This window comes from Amycolatopsis sp. NPDC051903 (genome assembly GCF_044452505.1).
Taxonomy (GTDB): Bacteria; Actinomycetota; Actinomycetes; order Mycobacteriales; family Pseudonocardiaceae; genus Amycolatopsis.
The window spans coordinates 62,722-80,512 of record NZ_JBITBT010000036.1 but is presented as its reverse complement, the minus strand read 5'-3'; the positions used below and the strand labels follow the sequence as shown (position 1 = coordinate 80,512).

Here is a 17,791-nt window from a genome sequence, read left to right as displayed (position 1 = left end):
CCGGACATGCCGGACTAGTGCCCCTTGGAGGAACAAACCGGTCAGCGGGCGTCGGGTTCCGGGTTGGCGCCCGCGCGGGCCAGGAAGTCGAAGTCGCAGCCCTCGTCGGCTTGGGTGATGTGCTCGGTGTACAGGGCACCGTATCCGCGCTCGAACCGCGGCGCAGGCTGAGACCAATCGGCCCGCCGCTTCGCCAGCTCCTCGTCGTCGACCTCGAGCCGCAGCGTGCGGGCGGGCACGTCGAGCGTGATCAGGTCGCCGTCGCGTACCAGCGCGAGCGGGCCGCCGACGTGCGATTCCGGGGCCACGTGCAGCACGCACGCGCCGTAGGACGTGCCGCTCATCCGCGCGTCGGACAGGCGCACCATGTCCCGCACGCCCTGCGCGAGCAGGCGGTCGGGGATCGGGAGCATGCCGTACTCGGGCATGCCGGGGCCGCCGAGCGGGCCGGAGCCGCGCAGCACGAGCACCGTATCCGCGGTGATGCCGAGCGACGGGTCGTTGATCCGCTTCTTGAGGTCCGCGTAGTCGTCGAACACCACGGCCGGGCCGGTGTGGGTGAGCAGTTCCGGCGTCGCGGCGATGTGCTTGATCACCGCACCCGACGGCGCGAGGTTGCCGCGCAGCACGGCGACCCCGCCCTCCGCCGCGACGGGGTTGTCGCGCGGGCGGATCACGTCGTCGTTGTGCACGCGCGCGCTTTCCAGCGTTTCGGCGAGCGTGTGGCCGGAGACGGTGACGCGGTCGGTGTGCAGCAGGTCCGTCAGCCGCGACAGCAGCCCGGGCAGGCCGCCGGCGTAGTAGAAGTCCTCCATCAGCCAGTCGCCGCCCGGGCGGATGTTGGCGAGCACGGGCACGCGGCGCGCGATCTCGTCGAAGTCGGCCAGGCTGAGCGACAGGCCGCTGCGCCCGGCCATCGCGATCAGGTGGATCACGGCGTTGGTCGAGCCGCCGAGCGCGAGCACGGTGGTGATGGCGTCGGCGTACGCGTGCTCGTTCACTACCTTCGTGATGGTCAGGTCTTCCCACACCAGGCCGACGGCCCGGGCCCCGCTCGCGGCCGCCATCCGGTGGTGCGCCGAGTCGACGGCGGGGATCGACGCCGCGCCCGGCAGCGTGAGGCCGAGGACCTCGGCGGCCGACGTCATCGTCGACGCCGTGCCCATCGTCATGCAGTGGCCGGGGGAGCGGGCGAGGCCGCGCTCCAGTTCGGACAGCTCGCGGTCGCCGATCGTGCCCGCGCGGCGCTCGTCCCAGTACTTCCACATGTCGGTGCCGCTGCCGAGCACCTCGTCGCGCCAGTGGCCGCGCAGCATCGGCCCGGCCGGTACGAAGATCGCGGGCAGCCCGGCGCTCGCCGCACCCATCAGCAGCGCGGGCGTGGTCTTGTCGCAGCCGCCCATCAGCACCGCGCCGTCGATCGGGTAGGAGCGCAGGATCTCCTCGGTCTCCATCGCCAGCAGGTTGCGGTAGAGCATGGGCGTCGGCTTCTGGTAGGTCTCCGACAGCGTCGCCACCGGGAACTCCAGCGGGAAACCGCCCGCCTGCCACACACCGCGCTTCACCTGTTCGGCTCGCTCGCGCAGGTGCATGTGGCACGGGTTGATGTCGCTCCACGTGTTGAGGATGCCGATCACCGGTTTGCCGAGGTGCTCCTGCGGTTCGTAGCCGAGCTGCCGGGCCCGGGCGCGGTGGCTGAAATTCCGCAGTTCGTCGCCGCCGAACCAGCGGTGGCTGCGCAGGTCCTCCGGTGTTTTCATGGCCGGGCCGCCTTTCGTCTCTTCGGGCAGTATGGCATCTGATATATGATCACAGTTCGCCGTGCGGCTCGCGGGCACCGTCCGCGGCCGTTTGGTTGAATGTTGGTCTGTTCGACTGGGCAGACCGAGCGAGCCTGGAGTGTCCGATGCCACCGACGTTCAGCCTGCCCGCCTCGCGCACCGAGGTGGTGCTGGAGGAGATCCGCCGCGGCATCCTGACCCGAGAGCTGCTCCCCGGCCAGCCGCTCGTGGAAGCCGAGCTGGCCCAGCGGCTCGGCGTGTCGAAGACGCCGGTGCGCGAAGCGCTGAAGGTGCTGTCGAACTCGGGGCTCGTCACGTTCAGCCCGTACCGCGGCGCTTCGGTGTGCGTGGTCGACGGGGCGCTCGCGCGCTCGGTGTACGACGTGCGGATGGTGCTCGAACCCGAGGCGCTGCGCCGCTCCGTGGCGGCCGGCGCGCCCGAGCTGTTCGAGGAAGCCGCCGAGGCGCTCAGGCAGGCGCAGGCGGCGCTGCCGGACAAGGACCACACCTCGCTCAGCCTGCTCAACCGGCGCTTCCACCGCGCGCTGTACGCCGGCTGCGGCAACCCGCTGATGGTGTCGATGCTCGACGACCTCAGGGACCGAGCCGCGCTCATCAGTGTGGTCGGCTGGGAAGCGAACCCCAGCTGGCGCAAGGAGTGGAGCGAGCACAAGGCCGTGCTCACCGCCGCCAGGAAGGGCGACGCCGACGGCGCGGCCGAGCTGCTGCGCAAGCACATCGGCGCGTTCCTCGACCGCGTCGTGGCCGCGATCGGCGAAGAGGAGGCGTAGGCCCGTGCGGCTGCTGTTCCTCGCGGACACCCATCTGCCGAAGCGGGCCAAGGAACTGCCGGAGGAGGTCTGGGCGGAGGTGGCGCGCGCCGACGTCGTCGTGCACGCCGGCGACTGGGTCGACCTCGACGCGTTCGACCAGCTCGCGGTGGCGGCCAAACGGCTCATCGGGGTGTACGGCAACAACGACGGACCCGAGCTGCGCGAGTGGCTGCCCGAGATCGCGCGGGTCACGCTCGGTGGCCTGCGGCTGGCGGTGATCCACGAGACCGGCGCCGCGAGGGGCCGCGAAGCGCGCTGCGACGCGAAGTTCCCCGACGCCGACTTGCTCGTGTTCGGCCACAGCCACATCCCGTGGGACACGGTGACGCCCGGCGGGCTGCGCCTGCTCAACCCCGGCTCGCCCACCGACCGCCGCCGCCAGCCGTTCTGCACGTTCCAGACGGCCGAGATCCGCGACGGCAAGCTCGAGAACGTCGAGCTCCACGAGCTGCCCCCGCGCTCCTGACCGGGTACAACGGAACCCATGGACCCCGCACGCGCGCTGCGCGACATCGCGTTCCAGCTCGAACGCGCGGCTGAACCGACCTACCGCGTGCGCGCCTTCCGGCAGGCGGCGGCGATCGTCGACCACCTGTCGCAGGAAGAGCTGGAGAGCCGCGTGCGCTCCGGCACCCTGCAGGCGCTCAAGGGCATCGGGAAGGTCACCGCCGGGGTCATCGAGGACGCGTGGCTCGGCCGGGTGCCCGCGTACGCGGCCAAGATCGCCGAAGCCGACCTGCCGGACGGCGGCGAGCTGCGCGCCGCGCTGCGCGGCGATTGCCACACCCACTCCGACTGGTCCGACGGCGGCAGCCCCATCCAGGAGATGGCCGAAGCCGCCCGCGACCTCGGCCACGAGTGGATGGTGCTCACCGACCACTCGCCGCGCCTGACCGTGGCCAACGGTTTGTCGGCCGAACGGCTGCGCAAGCAGATGGCCGAGGTCGCGCGCGTCAACGAGGAGCTCGCGCCGTTTCGCCTGCTGCACGGCATCGAGGTCGACATCCTCGACGACGGTTCCCTCGACCAGCGGGAAGACCTGCTGGAGCAGCTCGACTTCGTCGTGGCCAGCGTGCACTCCAAGCTGCGCATGCCGGCGCGGGAGCTGACGCCGCGGATGGTGGCGGCGGTGCAGAACCCGCACGTGCGCGTGCTCGGCCACTGCACGGGGCGGCTGGTGAAGGGGCCGCGGGAGCGGCCGCCGTCGACGTTCGACGCGGAGCGGGTGTTCACCGCGTGCCGCGAGAACGGGGTCGCGGTGGAGATCAACTCGCGCCCGGAGCGGCTCGACCCGCCGATGCCGCTGCTGCGGCTGGCCGTGGAGCTGGGCTGCGACTTCGCCATCGACAGCGACGCGCACGCACCCGGCCAGCTCGATTGGCAGGTCTACGGGTGTGCGCGCGCCGAGAAGGCCGGGCTGACCGCGGAGCGCGTGCTCAACACGCGGCCCGCGGCCGAGCTGCTGTCTACTGTGGACTGAGCCCGATGTTGATCACGGGGTGATCCGCCGGATCGAGCCAGCGCATCACGGCGTCGAGGTCCGCGGCCGCGATCGACACGCACCCCGCTGTCGGGCTGCCCGACGAAACGTGCAGGAAGAACGCCGATCCCTTGCCCGGGACCACGGGCGACCGGTTGTAGTCGATCACGGTGGCGTGGTCGTAGACGGGCCCGGCCTCGCCGAGGTCCTCACCCGCCGACTCGTCGAACGGGCACGTGCCCGGCGCGCACGAGTGGTGCGTGTTGTAGAAGGGCGACTTGACGTCGGAGACCCACCAGTCGGAGTTCGTGACTTGGCGGTACGGCAATCGGGTGCCGTTGGTGGGCTTGATGCCGAACGCTTCGGTGAGCGTCCAGACGCCGGCCGGCGTGTGCGAGGTGGCCTCGCTCGCCTGGCCGATGCCCTGCGCGCCGACGAACGCCGGGAACGGGCCGAGTGACCGGACCCACCGGGATCCGTGCCGCTGCCACGCGATCAGCGTCGCCGTGGTCGACGCGCCGTCCGGCGCGGTCACCGTGACCATCTGGTCCGCGGAGCCGTGGTAGGGCAGGAGTGGTGGGGGTGGGGTGGGCGGAGCGTCGGCCGTTCCAGTTCCGAGCGCCCCCAGCGCAACGGAGAACAACGACGTGAGCACGAGTCTCATGCGCGCGAGCCTACGGCAGGACCCGGGCCGCCCGTGGGAGGTGCGGCGGCCCGGGGCCCTCGCGATCTAGTTGATCTCGAAGGGTTCGCCGTAGACCTTCCACTTCAGCGGGGTGTGCAGGTCGACGTTGCCCGCGTTGAGGAACACCAGCTGTTCGGTGTCGACGCGCGAGGTGTCGGCGTGGGCCTCCTCCTGCTTCATGATCACCTTGCGGGCGTCGAGGAACGCCTTGAGGTAGGTGGTTTCGTTCCCGCCCTGCGCCGGGGTCTTCGCCTTGTTCATCGCGGTTTTGCGGATGCCGCCGAAGCTGTCGGAGCTGTCGCCGGGGCCGTGCATCACGATGGCGTCGTAGTAGATGAACTGGCCGAGTGCGCCGAGGCCGTCGGACTTGGCCTGGTTCACCGACGGGTTGAAGTACACGCGATCGCGTTCGCTGTTCTGCGCGGCCTGGAACTGCGACGTCTTCGCGGCGGCCACCCACGCGTCCTCGAACGCCTGGCCGAGGCCGGCGTGCGAGTCGGTGCCGTTGACCTTCTTCAGCGCCGGCAGGTACTTCGCCAGCGGGTTGTCCGGCACGGAGTTCGTGTACGCCTGCACGAGTTCGAGCATGTCGCCCGTACCCGAGCAGAAGCCGATGATGCCGGCGGTGTAGCCGCGGCCGTCGCCGATGTCCTCGATGTACTTGTACTGCGCCTTCCAGTCGAGGCTCGAGTTCTCCGCGCTGGAGACCAGCTGCATCGCGATCTCCTTCTTCTCCGGCGACGCGAGGTCGCCGCCGGAGGCGAAGGCCGACGCCGCCGAAACCGGCGCGGGAGCCGGCGTGGCGGACGACAGGGCGGGCGTGGCGAGTGCGATGGTGAGGACCGACGCCACGGACAGGCCGGCAACGAGCGCGGGCCGCATCGTCTTGCGCATGGGGAGAATTCCCTTTCCGCAGGGGTGTCAGGGCTGGGCCGTGACAGGTGGGCAAGGCGGACGAAGCCGGGAATTCCCTGGCGGGCCGGGGAAATCGCGACTTCGGTGCTGCTGCGGCGTAGCGCAACGATAACCGGGTGTGATCCTGGCGGGCAAGGGGCAAACGGAGTTTCAGGAGTGTGAACGAGCGCCGGTGACTCGCGCTGCGATTTCGCGCGTTGTCAACCCCGGAACGGCGATTTGCCGCTCAGTGGGGCGGGTTTCCGGTGTTCGGCGAAGCACGAGTTGTACGGGCGCTGGTACGAACCGCGTAATGTGCACGCCCGTGTGGCCGCGGAGGGAGTCCGGTGAAGTTCGGGCCGTTTCCAGCGCGGAGTTCGCCGGAATCGCGACTACTGCTCGTGCGGTTGGTCCTTTGTGGACTGCGAATCTCCCGCGAACAGCCGGATCACCGCCGGCAGCACGTGGACCGGGATCGTCGGGTCGATGGCGCGCTGCACGCCCAGCCCGATGCCGAGGCTGAGCAACGCCGTGGCGGCGTCGGCGGGCGACATGGGCAGGGTGAGGCCGAAGCGCTCGGCGTACGCGGAGAGCAGGCCGGCGATGGTGTCGCGGATGGCTTCGTCGCGGATGGCCAGCTCGGCGCGGATGCGGGGGTCACGGCGGGCGCCGGTGGCGAACTCGACTTCCAGCGCCGTCCAGGCTTCGTCGCCGATGCTGCGCTCGGCCCAGGCCTCGAACGCGGCGAGCAGCCCGTCGACGCCGTCGGCGGTGGCCAGCGCGGCGGACACGAGCGCGGCCTGCTCGGCGTGGATGCGGTCGAGCACGGCGAGGCACAGCTCGTCCTTGCCGCGGAAGTTCGAGTACACCGCGCCCTTCGAGAAGCCGGCCTCCTCGGCGACCTTCTCCAGCGACGTCGGCGCGTACCCGTCGCGCAGGAACAGCTCCTTCGCCGTGCCGACGAGCAACTCGCGCGTGCGCGCCTGGCTTTCCGCGCGGGTGAGACGGGCCATGGCCCCACTGTAGTCAGCGGCCCGCGCCGGGGACCATCCTCAAAGGACACCCGTCACAGCGTGCGGAACGTCATCCCCGCGCGCGTGAGCCGCTCGATGAGCGCGTCGCCCATGGCCGTGGCGGTGGTGACCTGCCCCGCGGTCGGCGGCAGGTCGTCGAAGGCGAGGCACAGGGCCGATTCGGCGAGCATCTTCGCCGTCTCGTCGTAGCCCGGGTCGCCGCCGGAGACCTCGGTGGTCACCTGCTCACCGCCACCGGCGCCGGTGAAGCGCACGGAGAACCACGACCGCGCCCGCCGCTCGGGGCTCGGGCCGCGCCCGGGCGCGAGCAGCTTCGACAGGCCTTCGCGCGCCGGCGCGAGCTGGGCGGCCGCGAACAGCGCACCCATGCCCGCCGCCGCCCCGGCCAGCGATGGCAGGCGCTCGAACGCCGCGAAGTGCCGGTACCGGAAGTCCGGGCCGTACCGGGCGGACGCGCGCGCCGAGTGCCCCACGACCTGCGGGTCGATCGTCGGCAGCGGCACCGCCCACTGACCGGTGCCGGGCACGCGGTGCGGGCCGCCGAGCGCCGTGCGCACGATCCGGCCCGCCGGGGCCGGGTCCGCCGCCGCGCGCTCCTTGGCCGCGCGGTTCGCCTCGGTCTGCCGGGCGAACGCGTTGAGCGCCGTGAGGAACGTGCCGCCCGAGGGCAGGGCGCCGACCCGCACGTAGCCGTCCACCTGCAGCGGAACGCCCTCGGGCAGCTGCCGCACGGTGAACCACGCGCCGAGGTCGTGGGGGATCGAGTCGAAGCCGCAGCAGTGCACGAGCCGCGCGCCCGTTTCGGTGGCCTTCGCGTGGTGGGCGAGGTACATGCGGTCCACGAACTCGGGTTCGCCGGTGAGGTCGACGTAACCGGTGCCCTCGGCCGCGCACGCGGCCACGAGCGGCTCGCCGTACTGCAGGTAGGGCCCGACCGTGGTCGCCACGACCTTGGTCGCCGCGGCCACCGCGCGCAGCGACTCCGGGTCGGCGCTGTCGGCCGTGAGCAGGGGAAGTGTGGCGAGCCGGTCGTCGATCGCGGCCAGTTTGCCGCGCAGGCGCTCGAGCTTGCCGCGGTTGCGCCCGGCCAGCGCCCAGCGGCAGCCGGCCGGGGCGTTGCGCGCCAGGTACTCCGCGGTCAGCGTGCCGGTGAAGCCGGTGGCGCCGAAGAGCACCACGTCGTAGTCGGCCATGCGTGCCTCCCGAACGTCACGTGCCCCGAGGTTACCGCCGGGTCACTTCCGCTCGCCCGATCAGCCGGAATCCCCGCCCGGCCGGGGCGGTTGAGGGGGGTGTACGGCGTGAAGGAGCGGTGATGACGGACTTCGGACGGGACATCTCGACGGGCTACTTCCTGGTGCCGGACGCGGCCGATCCCCTGGTCGAGCACGCGCGCGAACTGGAGCGGCTGGGCTTCGAGCACCTCGCGGTGCAGGACCACCCCTACCAGCGCCGCTACGTCGAGACCTTTTCGCTCATGGGCGTGCTGCTCGGCGCGACGACGAAGATCCGCGTGTTCCCCGACGTCGCCAACCTGCCGCTGCGCAACCCCGCCGTCCTGGCGAAGGCCGCCGCGAGCCTCGACCTGCTCTCCGGCGGCCGCTTCGACCTCGCCGTGGGCGCCGGCGCCTTCTGGGACGCGATCGTCGCCTACGGCGGCCCGCGCCGCAGCCCCGGCGACGCGCTCGCCGCGGAGGAGGAAGCGATCACCGTCATCCGCAAGATCTGGAGCGGCGAGCGCAACCTCCGCTTCGACGGCCGCTTCCACTCGCTCGCCGGCGCCCACTCCGGCCCGGTGCCGGCGCGGCCGATCGGCCTCTGGCTCGGCTCCTACGGTCCCCGCGCGCTGCGCCTCACGGGCCGTCTGGCCGACGGCTGGGTCGTGAGCCTGCGCGACGACCCGGCGTCGGTCGTCCGCCTGGCCTCCGCCGTGGACACCGCGGCCGCCGACGCCGGCCGCGACCCGGGCTCGATCCGCCGCGTCCTCAACGTCGGCGCCACTCCGTCCGCCGCCGAACTCGCCGACTACGCCCTCGGCAGCGGCTTCGACACCTTCGTCCTCTCCGGCGCCGACGACCGCGCGTCGCGGGTGTTCATCGGCGAGACCATCCCGGACGTGCGCGAGCAGGTGGCCGCCGAACGGTCCGCCTGACGCTCAGAGCACGGCGGTCCAGGGCCCGCGCGGGTGCTCGGCCGGGGCGAGCCACAGCCACGGCTGGCACGGCTCCAGCTCCACCGCGAACCCGTCCTGCGCCGGGAAGCGGCCGTCGCGGTCCGGCCAGACCACCTGCAAGAACGGGACAGCGGGCCGCGTCGCGCGGTAGAAGCCGCGGGCCGTGCCGAAGAACGCTTCGTGCCAGCCCTCGTCGACCTGCCGGACCTCGAGGGTCGCACCGCTGCGGAGGAACCCGGCCAGCCGGTCGCCCGCGGCGACGCGCAGGCCCGCGCCCACCTGCTCGCCGATCGCGTTGAGCAAAGCCAGGCCGGGCTTGGGGTCGAGTCCGAACACGGCGAGCTCCGGCGTTCGGAACGAGTGCCACAGTCCGACCGTGAACGTCCACCCCGCGCTGACCTCGTCCGCCGGGATCGCGAGCAGGCCCCAGCCGGGGTCGGCGACGTGGGCGACGAGGCCGGTGTCAACGGTGTCGAGGTGGTCGCGATCGCCGTAGCCGGCGCAGACGAGGCAGCGGCACGCGGCATCGGTGGGCATGGTCGCAACGGTAGCGGGTTCGCGGCCGCTGCCGGCGAGGTCCACAATGGACCGCCGGTTGACATTAAAGAGATGGTAAACTGACCGGACGATGACTGCTGCCGCCGCCACCGCGCCACGGCACCGGTCCATCCTGAGCGTCCTGGTGGCGGCGCTGCTGCTGCTCGGGATCGCCGTTCCCGGGCCGGTGCACCCCGCGCTGTCCCACGGCGACGCGAAGCCGGTGCTGGTTGCCCAGCAGTCACCGCACTTCGTTGCCGCCCCACCGGTTCCGCCCGCGCTAGCTCCGGACCGCCCCGCCCTCGCGCGGCCGGCCGAGCCGGGGATCACCGTCGCCGACACCGCCACTGCGATCAGCCGTCGGCCGAGCACCGCGCAAGCCGCCCGCGCACCTCCTGCCGCCTGAGTACCAGCGCCCACCCGTACTCAGCTGTTGGAGGTTTCCCATGACCAACGGTCATGCCCTGCTGGCCGTCGGCGGTGCTTTCCTGGCGGCCGGCGTCGTCGCGCGCGTCGGGGCCCGGATCGGGCTGCCGACGATCCCGCTGTTCATGCTGGCCGGCTTCGTGTTCGGCCCGCACACCCCCGGGTTGTCCCTTGTGGACGACCCCGGCGAGCTCGCGGTCCTGGCCGGCCTCGGGCTCGTCTTCCTGCTGTTCTACCTCGGCCTCGAATTCTCCCTCGATGACCTCGCGCGCGGTGGCAGACGCCTGGCCGCGGCGGGGCTCGGCTACCTGGTGCTCAACGTCGGCGGCGGGCTGGCGTTCGGCTTCACGCTCGGCTGGGGCTCGCGGGAAGCACTGGTGATCGCGGGCGCGATCGGCATCTCGTCGTCGGCCATCGTCACCAAGCTCCTCGTCGAAACCCGGCGCGTGAACAACCCCGAAGCACGCCTGATCATGGGCGTGATCGTGCTCGAAGACCTGTTCCTGGCGCTCTACCTCGCCCTGCTGCAGCCCGTGCTCAGCGGTGCCGACGGCTTCGGCGCGGCACTGGCCGACTTCGGCAAGGCGCTCGGGTTCCTGCTCGTGCTCGCCGCGCTGGCGCGCTGGGGCGGCCGGGTCGTCTCGCGGCTGTTCGGTTCGGCCGACGACGAGCTGCTCACCGTGTGCTTCGTCGGCGTCGCCGTGCTGGGCGCTGCCGTGGCCCAGGAGGTCGGGGTGTCCGACGCGATCGGCGCGTTCATGGTCGGCATGATGCTCGGCGGTTCGAAGGTCGCGCCGCGCGTGCACAAGCTGGTGCTGCCGCTGCGCGACGCGTTCGGGGCGCTGTTCTTCTTCATCTTCGGCCTGTCGATCGACCCCGGTGCCGTCGGGACGGTCGTGCTGCCCGTGCTCGCCGCGGTGGCGCTCACGCTGGTGCTCAACCTCGCCGCCGGTGCCTTCGCGGCGCGGCTGCACGGCTTCGACCGGCAGGCGGGTGTGAACATCGGCCTGACCGTGCTCACCCGCGGCGAGTTCTCCCTGGTCCTGGCGACGCTCGCGGTCGCGGCGGGGCTCGACGCCCGCGTGGCGCCGTTCGTCGCGGGCTACGTGCTGCTCCTGGCCGTGATCGGGCCGCTCGCGGTCGTGCGCTCGGAGCGGCTCACCTGGCTGGTGCCCGCGCGGCTGACGAGGCGGAGGGAGCCCGCACCGAGCCCGTGACCCGGGCGTGGGAGACCCTGGGCATATTCAGGAGCCAGCCCGGTCACGCACCACTATCCTCGATCCAAGTATGTCCACTCAATCCCCTCTCGAGGCGCTGCGCGCGCGGCTGCCGGAGCTGATGTCGCGCGACGAGCACCGGCTGCGGCGGCGCATCGACGGCGCGCGCAAGGCCCGCGACAAGCAGGCGGTGGCCGAGCGCATCGCCGCCGACGTGACCGCCGCCGAGCTGCGCGTGCAGCAGCGGCGCGCGAGCGTGCCGAAGATCGAGTACCCCGAAGAGCTGCCGGTCAGCCGGCTCAAGGACGACATCGCGAAGGCGATCGCGGGTAACCAGGTCGTGATCGTCGCGGGGGAGACCGGGTCGGGCAAGACCACGCAGCTGCCGAAGATCTGCCTCGAGCTCGGCCGCGGGATCCTCGGCCAGATCGGGCACACGCAGCCCCGCCGGCTGGCGGCGCGCACGGTCGCCGACCGCATCGCGAGCGAGCTGAAGACGGAGCTGGGCGAGACCGTCGGGTACAAGGTCCGCTTCACCGACCAGTCCGGCCAGGACACGCTCGTGAAGCTGATGACCGACGGCATCCTGCTCGCCGAGATCCAGACCGACCGGATGCTGCGCCAGTACGACACCCTCATCATCGACGAGGCCCACGAACGCAGCCTCAACATCGACTTCATCCTCGGCTACGTCAAGGAGCTGCTGCCGCGCCGGCCCGACCTCAAGGTGATCATCACCTCCGCGACGATCGACCCCGAGCGGTTCTCGAAGCACTTCGACGACGCGCCGATCGTCGAGGTCTCCGGCCGCACGTACCCCGTCGAGGTCCGCTACCGCCCGCTCGTCGACCCGGAGGAGCCCGACGCCGACGCGGACCGCGACCAGACGCAGGCGATCCTCGACGCCGTCGCGGAGCTGAGTGCCGAAGGTCCCGGCGACATCCTCGTGTTCCTCTCGGGTGAACGCGAAATCCGCGACACGGCCGACGCGCTGAACCGGCTGGACCTGCGGAGCACCGAAGTGCTGCCGCTGTACGCGCGGCTGTCGTCGGCCGATCAGCACCGCGTGTTCCAGCGCCACACCGGGCGCCGGATCGTGCTCGCGACGAACGTGGCCGAGACGTCGCTGACCGTGCCCGGCATCAAGTACGTGATCGACCCCGGCACGGCGCGCATCTCGCGCTACAGCCACCGCACGAAGGTGCAGCGGCTGCCGATCGAACCGATCTCACAGGCGTCGGCCAACCAGCGCAAGGGCCGCAGCGGGCGCACGTCCGACGGCATCTGCATCCGGCTGTACTCCGAAGAGGACTTCGAATCCCGGCCGGAGTTCACCGACCCGGAGATCCTGCGCACGAACCTCGCGTCGGTGATCCTGCAGATGACCTCACTCGGGCTGGGCGACATGGCGGCGTTCCCGTTCGTGGAGCCGCCGGACCGCCGTCAGGTCAACGACGGCGTGCAGTTGCTGCAGGAGCTCGGCGCGTTCGAGACGTCCGACACCTCGCGGCTCACCGACGTCGGGCGCAAGCTCGCGCAGCTGCCGGTCGACCCGCGGATGGGGCGGATGGTGCTGGAGGCCGCGCGCAACGGCTGCGTGCGCGAGGTGATGATCATCGCCGCCGCACTGTCCATCCAGGACCCGCGTGAGCGGCCGGCGGAGAAGCAGCAAGCGGCCGACCAGCAGCACGCGCGGTTCGCCGACCCGACGTCCGACTTCCTCGCGTACCTCAACCTGTGGGAGTACGTGAGCGAGCAGCAGCGGGCGCTCACGGGCAACCAGTTCCGGCGGCTGTGCCGCGCCGAGTACCTGAACTACCTGCGCATCCGCGAGTGGCAGGACATCTTCAGCCAGCTGCGCCAGCTCGCGAAGCCGTTGGACATCTCGCTCAACACCACCCCGGCCGAACCGCAGCGTGTGCACACGTCGCTGATCGCCGGGCTGCTGTCGCACATCGGGCTCAAGGACCCCGCCAAGGGCGACTACCTCGGCGCCCGCGGCGCGCGGTTCGCGGTGTTCCCCGGCTCGGCGCTGTTCAAGAAGCAGCCGCGCTGGGTGATGTCGGCGGAGCTGGTGGAGACCTCGCGGCTGTGGGGCCGCGTCAACGCGCGCATCGAGCCCGACTGGGTCGAGCCGCTGGCCGCGCACGTGGTGAAGCGGTCGTATTCGGAGCCGCACTGGGAGCGCAAGCAGGGCGCGGTGATGGCGATCGAGAAGGTGACGCTCTACGGCGTGCCGCTCGTGGCCGACCGGCGTGTGAACTACGGGCGCATCGACCCCGAGCTGTCGCGCGAGCTGTTCATCCGCCACGCCCTCGTGGAGGGTGATTGGCAGACGAACCACAAGTTCTTCGCCGAGAACCGCGCTCTGCTCGACGAGGTCGAGGACCTCGAGAACCGCGCCCGCCGCCGCGACATCCTCGTCGACGACCAGACGCTGTTCGACTTCTACGACGAGCGCGTGCCGGCCGACGTGGTGTCCGTGCGGCACTTCGACAGCTGGTGGAAGAAGGCCCGCCGCGGCGACCCGGACCTGCTGTCGTTCGAGAAGTCCATGCTCATCAACGAGACCGCGGGCGGCGTGCGCGAGTCGGACTACCCGGATTCGTGGACGCAGGGCAACCAGGTCTTCAAGCTCACCTACCAGTTCGAGCCGGGCGCGGACGCCGACGGGGTCACCGTCCACCTCCCGCTGCCGGTGCTGAACCAGGTGACGCCGGACGGCTTCGACTGGCAGGTGCCGGGGCTGCGCGAGGAGCTGGTGACGCAACTGATCAAATCGCTGCCGAAAGCGTTGCGGCGCAACTTCGTGCCGGCGCCCGACACCGCGGCGTATGTCCTTTCGCGAGTGTCGCCTTCGGACGGTCCGCTGCTGGAGGTGTTGTCCGACGAGCTCTTCGCGCTGCGCCGCGTCGACGTAGCGGCCTCGGCGTACGACCTGTCGTCGGTGCCGGAGCACCTGCGGATGACGTTCCGCGTGGTCGACGAGCGCGGCCGCAAGGTGGCCGAGGGCAAGGACCTCGAGGTGCTGAAGCTGCGGCTCGCGCCGAAGGTGCGCGAGACGATTTCGAAGGCGGCCAACAGCATCGAGAAGGCGGGGTTGACGAAACCGTCGTTCGGTGAGCTGCCGAAGGTGTTCGCCTCGACGCAGCGCGGGCACGACGTGAAGGCGTACCCGGCGCTGGTCGACGAGGGCGCGTCCGTGGCCGTCCGGCTGCTCGACACCCCGGCCCAGCAGCAGCACGCCATGTGGGCCGGCACCCGGCGGATGCTGCGGCTCAACCTGAACTCGCCGATGAAGTTCATCACGCGATCGCTGTCGAACTCCTCGAAGCTCGTGCTGAACCGCAACCCGCACGGCAGCGTCGCGGCCCTGCTGGAGGACTGCGTCGACTGCGCGGTGGACTCCCTGATGGCTGCGGCCGGCGGCCCGGTCTGGGACGAAGCCGGCTTCGCGGCTCTGCTGGAGGAGGTGCGCGCCGGCCTGAACGAGACCGTGCTGGCCGTGCTGACCGACGTGGAACGCATCCTGCGCGCCGCCAACGACGTCGAAACCCGCCTGCCCGACACCCGCGGCCCCGCCGAATCGCTCACGGACATCCGCACCCAGCTCGACGCCCTGGTCCACGCCGGCTTCGTGACGGAAACCGGCGCCGCGCGGCTCCCCGACGTCGTCCGCTACCTGCGCGGCATCGAGCGCCGCCTGGAAAAACTCCCCCTCGAGCCCACCCGCGACCTCCAGCGCACGGCCGACATCGCGTGGATCACGCAGGAGTACCGCTCCGCCCTCGCGTCCCTGCCCCCGGGCACGTCCTCCCCGGCGCTGTCGGACGTCCGGTGGATGATCGAGGAACTCCGGGTGAGCTTCTTCGCGCAGACCTTGGGCACCGCGCACCCCGTATCGCTCAAACGCATCACCAAAGCCCTCGACGACGCGCTGGCCTGACGCTACTTGGCGACCAGCGTCACGGTCGCCACACCGGCCGACACCAGTCCGGCGAACGGATTCCGGTTGGTGTTGTTGCGGCGGAACTGGTTCGTCCGGGGTGGGCGCACAACACCACGTCGGAGCCATAGCTGCGCGCGGCGCTGGTGGCCAAGTGCGAACTGCACGCTGCGCGATTCCGCTTGCCCCGAAGGGCTTTTCCAGGTTGCGCCGGGTGGTACCTGGTGCGGAAGAGATCAGTTCGCCATGCCGGCCCGGAGCCGGGCGGAGTCCTGGCCCGGGGGGATGCCGAATTGGCGCCGGTATTCGCGGCTGAACTGGGAGGCGCTGTCGTAGCCCACGGTGTAGCCGATGGAGGCCACGTCGTCGTCGGTGCGGGCGAGCAGCAGCAGTCGGGCCTCCTGGAGGCGGATGTGCTTCTGGTACTGGATCGGCGTCATGGCGGTGACCGCGCGGAAGTGCCGGTGGAACGACGACTCGCTCATGGCCGCGAGGCGCGCGAGGTCGGCGACGCGCAGGGATTCGGCGTGGTGGTCGCGGATCCAGCGGATGGCGCGGCCGACGTGGGAGAGGCTGCTGTCCGCGAGGCCGATCTGGCGGATCGTCGCGCCCTGGGCGCCGGTGACGAGGCGCCAGAGGATCTCCTTCTCGATCAGGGGGGCGAGCACGCGGCGGTCGGCCGGGTGTTCGGTCAGGCGCAGGAGTCGGACGAAGGCGTCGAGCAGTTCGTCGGGCGCGTCGCTGACCGTGATGGCCGACGGTGCCGCCGAGGTGGCCGTGGTGGTGGCGGTTTCGAGCAGCAGCGCGGCGACGGCCTCCGGTTTGAGCACCAGCCCCGCGCCGAGGAACGGCTCGTCCGGGCTCGCCTCGACGAAGTGGCCGGTCACCGGCAGGTCCACGGTCACCACGAGGTACTGGCCGGCGCCGTAGTCGTAGGTGCGCTCGCCCGTCGCGACGCGTTTGCGGCCCTGCGCGACGACGGCGAGCACCGGACCGGTCAGCGTGGCGGCCGGGTCGGTGGGCGCGGGTTCGCACGACAGCATCAGGCCGCCCGGCAGGTCGGTGCGGTCCGCGTACCGGGCGATCAGCGAGCGCAGCTCGGCGAGGGAGGACACCCGTCGATTCGACCACGGCCGCTCGCCGGCCGGCAACTGCCGATCGTGACAGGATCAGGCAAGAGGCTACGACTTTCGGGCTCACGGGCCGGGCCCGGGTCCTGCTGGAATCGAGGGGTCCCGAAATCCTTCTTCGACCAGGAGAATCCCTGTGAGCCTCGATTCTTACGTCCACCTCGGCCGCTCCGGTCTCGTCGTGAGCCCTTTCTGCCTCGGCGCGATGAACTTCGGCGAGGACACCGGCACCGGCTGCAGCGTCGAGGAGTCCGAGAGGATCCTGCAGACCTACCTCGACCGCGGCGGCAACTTCATCGACACCGCGAACTTCTACACCAACACCCACAGCGAGAAGATCGTCGGCGACTTCTTCGCCGCGCGGCCGGGCTTGCGCGACCGGGTGGTGCTGGCGACGAAGTTCTTCGTCAACGTGCACCCCGGCGACCCCAACGGCGGCGGCGCGAGCCGCAAGGCGATCCTGCACCAGCTGGACGATTCCCTGCGCCGGCTGGGCACCGACTACCTCGACCTGTACTACCTCCACAACTTCGACGCGCGCACGCCCGTCGAGGAAACCCTGCGGACACTCGACGACCTCGTGAGCGCCGGCAAGATCCGCTACGTCGGGTTCTCCGACACCCCCGCGTGGTTCACGGCCAAGGCGGCCACCGTCGCGGAGTTCCGCGGGTGGACGCCGGTGGTCGGGCTGCAGATGGAGTATTCGCTGCTGGAGCGCACCATCGAGGGTGAGCTGCTGCCGCTCGCGCAGGACGCGGGGATGGCGATGCTGCCGTGGAGCCCGCTGAAGAGCGGCTTCCTGTCGGGAAAGTACACGCGCGACGGCGCCGCCGCCGACACGCGCCGCGGCGCGGCCTTCGGGGTGGGGCCGACGGAGGAGCAGTTCCGGGTCATCGACGTCGTCGTCGGGATCGCCAAGGAGCTCGGCGTGAGCCCGGCCGTGGTGGCGCTGGCCTGGGTGCAGAGCCGCCCGGGCGTCACGTCGACGCTGATCGGGCCCCGGCGCGTGGAGCACCTGACCGAGAACCTGGCCGCGCTGGACCTCACCCTGACCCCGGACCACCTCGCCGCGCTCGACGACGTTTCGGCGCCCCAGCTCAACTTCCCGGCCGAACTGAACCGCGGGATGGCGCCCCTGCTCCGCTACGCCGGCACGACGGTGAACGGGCAGGAACACGGCGTCTACCCGCCCCTGCTGCAAAACCCGACGCGGTACTGACGCTCAGAGGCACATGCGGCAGTACAGGCGATCTCCGGCTGCTTTCGCCTGCCGCGCGAGGCCGGCGAGTTCCTCGACGGCCGGCAAGAGGTCGGCGGGATCGCAGCCGTCGCCGAGTTCTTCCATCCGCGCCCAGAGTTCGGCTACCTGCAGGCGGTCGGTTTCGTCGGCGCCGGCCAGGGCGTCGCGGAGTTCATCGGTGAGAGTTGTCACGTAGACGGCGTCGCCGAGCTCGGCGATCAGGTGCTCTGCTCGGGGGTTCTCGGTCACGGCGTCGGGGTCGACGCCGGTGAGGAGAGATTCGGCGCTGTTCATCCCGAAGGTCGGATCGATGCCCTTCAACTCGACCACCGGCAAGAAGCCCTCGGTGGACTCCAAAGCCGTGGCCGCCTGGTCGTCGGAGTTCGCGGCGAAGTAGTCGAAGAGGATGCCCATG

At 71.2% G+C, this 17,791-nt stretch carries 16 protein-coding genes; 8 read left to right on the top strand and 8 right to left on the bottom strand.

Features of this window, described 5'->3' with window-relative positions; translation table 11 throughout:
- Positions 1-41: 41 nt before the first annotated feature.
- Positions 42-1,760: an L-arabinonate dehydratase gene (araD, locus tag ACIA77_RS42130; protein ID WP_395891756.1), complete on the bottom strand. Its 1,719-nt coding sequence runs from the start codon at positions 1,758-1,760 to the stop codon at positions 42-44.
- A gap of 146 nt (positions 1,761-1,906) precedes the next feature.
- Between araD and ACIA77_RS42125 the strand changes: the two genes are divergently transcribed.
- The 3 genes from ACIA77_RS42125 to ACIA77_RS42115 are packed head-to-tail and all read left to right on the top strand — an operon-like array spanning position 1,907 to position 4,094.
- A complete protein-coding gene (locus ACIA77_RS42125; protein ID WP_395891755.1) occupies positions 1,907-2,572 on the top strand; it encodes a GntR family transcriptional regulator in 666 nt (221 codons plus the stop codon).
- A 4-nt stretch (positions 2,573-2,576) separates the two neighbouring features.
- Entirely contained in the window at positions 2,577-3,080 is a 504-nt protein-coding gene (locus ACIA77_RS42120) for a metallophosphoesterase family protein (protein WP_395891754.1), read from the top strand.
- 18 nt (positions 3,081-3,098) lie between these two features.
- Positions 3,099-4,094, top strand: coding sequence for a PHP domain-containing protein (locus tag ACIA77_RS42115; protein ID WP_395891753.1), 996 nt, complete (start codon positions 3,099-3,101; stop codon positions 4,092-4,094).
- Here ACIA77_RS42115 and ACIA77_RS42110 read toward each other — a convergent pair.
- The 4 genes from ACIA77_RS42110 to ACIA77_RS42095 all read right to left on the bottom strand — a co-directional run bounded on the left by ACIA77_RS42110 (position 4,081) and on the right by ACIA77_RS42095 (position 7,900).
- Positions 4,081-4,758 carry a L,D-transpeptidase gene (locus ACIA77_RS42110; RefSeq protein ID WP_395891752.1) on the bottom strand — a complete coding sequence of 226 codons (678 nt, stop codon included), beginning with the start codon at positions 4,756-4,758 and terminating at the stop codon, positions 4,081-4,083. The two genes, ACIA77_RS42115 and ACIA77_RS42110, sit on opposite strands and share 14 nt — an antisense overlap.
- 66 nt (positions 4,759-4,824) lie before the next feature.
- A complete protein-coding gene (locus tag ACIA77_RS42105; RefSeq protein WP_395891751.1) occupies positions 4,825-5,673 on the bottom strand; it encodes a chitosanase in 849 nt (282 codons plus the stop codon).
- Positions 5,674-6,065: 392 nt separating this feature from the next.
- On the bottom strand, positions 6,066-6,686 hold the full coding sequence (locus ACIA77_RS42100; protein WP_395891750.1) for a TetR/AcrR family transcriptional regulator: 621 nt from the start codon (positions 6,684-6,686) through the stop codon (positions 6,066-6,068).
- 53 nt (positions 6,687-6,739) lie between these two features.
- Positions 6,740-7,900, bottom strand: coding sequence for a saccharopine dehydrogenase family protein (locus tag ACIA77_RS42095; protein WP_395891749.1), 1,161 nt, complete (start codon positions 7,898-7,900; stop codon positions 6,740-6,742).
- A gap of 122 nt (positions 7,901-8,022) precedes the next feature.
- On the opposite strand from ACIA77_RS42095, the gene ACIA77_RS42090 reads away from it, so the two are divergent.
- Positions 8,023-8,859: an LLM class flavin-dependent oxidoreductase gene (locus ACIA77_RS42090; protein ID WP_395891748.1), complete on the top strand. Its 837-nt coding sequence runs from the start codon at positions 8,023-8,025 to the stop codon at positions 8,857-8,859.
- Between the two features lie 3 nt (positions 8,860-8,862).
- Here the strand turns inward: ACIA77_RS42090 and ACIA77_RS42085 are convergent, their stop codons facing one another.
- Positions 8,863-9,417, bottom strand: a complete 555-nt coding sequence (locus tag ACIA77_RS42085; protein ID WP_395891747.1) for a DUF4262 domain-containing protein — start codon at positions 9,415-9,417, stop codon at positions 8,863-8,865.
- 91 nt (positions 9,418-9,508) lie between these two features.
- On the opposite strand from ACIA77_RS42085, the gene ACIA77_RS42080 reads away from it, so the two are divergent.
- From ACIA77_RS42080 to hrpA, 3 genes are all read left to right on the top strand, one after another.
- Complete coding sequence (locus tag ACIA77_RS42080; protein WP_395891746.1) at positions 9,509-9,823, top strand: hypothetical protein; 315 nt, start codon at positions 9,509-9,511, stop codon at positions 9,821-9,823.
- A 40-nt stretch (positions 9,824-9,863) separates the two neighbouring features.
- Positions 9,864-11,060: a cation:proton antiporter gene (locus ACIA77_RS42075; RefSeq protein WP_395891745.1), complete on the top strand. Its 1,197-nt coding sequence runs from the start codon at positions 9,864-9,866 to the stop codon at positions 11,058-11,060.
- Between the two features lie 70 nt (positions 11,061-11,130).
- On the top strand, positions 11,131-15,006 hold the full coding sequence (hrpA, locus tag ACIA77_RS42070) for an ATP-dependent RNA helicase HrpA (protein ID WP_395891744.1): 3,876 nt from the start codon (positions 11,131-11,133) through the stop codon (positions 15,004-15,006).
- A 236-nt stretch (positions 15,007-15,242) separates the two neighbouring features.
- Here the strand turns inward: hrpA and ACIA77_RS42065 are convergent, their stop codons facing one another.
- Positions 15,243-16,121, bottom strand: a complete 879-nt coding sequence (locus tag ACIA77_RS42065; protein ID WP_395891743.1) for an AraC family transcriptional regulator N-terminal domain-containing protein — start codon at positions 16,119-16,121, stop codon at positions 15,243-15,245.
- 151 nt (positions 16,122-16,272) lie between these two features.
- Here ACIA77_RS42065 and ACIA77_RS42060 point away from each other — a divergent pair, with 151 nt between their 5' ends.
- The gene (locus ACIA77_RS42060; RefSeq protein WP_395891742.1) at positions 16,273-17,355 is read left to right on the top strand and encodes an aldo/keto reductase; all 1,083 of its coding nucleotides are present in this window, start codon (positions 16,273-16,275) and stop codon (positions 17,353-17,355) included.
- Positions 17,356-17,358: 3 nt separating this feature from the next.
- Here ACIA77_RS42060 and ACIA77_RS42055 read toward each other — a convergent pair whose 3' ends face one another.
- On the bottom strand, positions 17,359-17,790 hold the full coding sequence (locus tag ACIA77_RS42055; RefSeq protein ID WP_395891741.1) for a hypothetical protein: 432 nt from the start codon (positions 17,788-17,790) through the stop codon (positions 17,359-17,361).
- Position 17,791: the final 1 nt, after the last annotated feature.

Coding starts and splice junctions, on each gene's coding strand:
- araD (WP_395891756.1), bottom strand. CDS start 1,760: ATGAAAACACCGGAGGACCTGCGCAGCCACCGCTGGTTCGGCGGCGAC.
- ACIA77_RS42125 (WP_395891755.1), top strand. CDS start 1,907: ATGCCACCGACGTTCAGCCTGCCCGCCTCGCGCACCGAGGTGGTGCTG.
- ACIA77_RS42115 (WP_395891753.1), top strand. CDS start 3,099: ATGGACCCCGCACGCGCGCTGCGCGACATCGCGTTCCAGCTCGAACGC.
- ACIA77_RS42110 (WP_395891752.1), bottom strand. CDS start 4,758: ATGAGACTCGTGCTCACGTCGTTGTTCTCCGTTGCGCTGGGGGCGCTC.
- ACIA77_RS42105 (WP_395891751.1), bottom strand. CDS start 5,673: ATGCGCAAGACGATGCGGCCCGCGCTCGTTGCCGGCCTGTCCGTGGCG.
- ACIA77_RS42100 (WP_395891750.1), bottom strand. CDS start 6,686: ATGGCCCGTCTCACCCGCGCGGAAAGCCAGGCGCGCACGCGCGAGTTG.
- ACIA77_RS42095 (WP_395891749.1), bottom strand. CDS start 7,900: ATGGCCGACTACGACGTGGTGCTCTTCGGCGCCACCGGCTTCACCGGC.
- ACIA77_RS42090 (WP_395891748.1), top strand. CDS start 8,023: ATGACGGACTTCGGACGGGACATCTCGACGGGCTACTTCCTGGTGCCG.
- ACIA77_RS42085 (WP_395891747.1), bottom strand. CDS start 9,417: ATGCCCACCGATGCCGCGTGCCGCTGCCTCGTCTGCGCCGGCTACGGC.
- ACIA77_RS42080 (WP_395891746.1), top strand. CDS start 9,509: ATGACTGCTGCCGCCGCCACCGCGCCACGGCACCGGTCCATCCTGAGC.
- ACIA77_RS42075 (WP_395891745.1), top strand. CDS start 9,864: ATGACCAACGGTCATGCCCTGCTGGCCGTCGGCGGTGCTTTCCTGGCG.
- hrpA (WP_395891744.1), top strand. CDS start 11,131: ATGTCCACTCAATCCCCTCTCGAGGCGCTGCGCGCGCGGCTGCCGGAG.
- ACIA77_RS42055 (WP_395891741.1), bottom strand. CDS start 17,790: ATGGGCATCCTCTTCGACTACTTCGCCGCGAACTCCGACGACCAGGCG.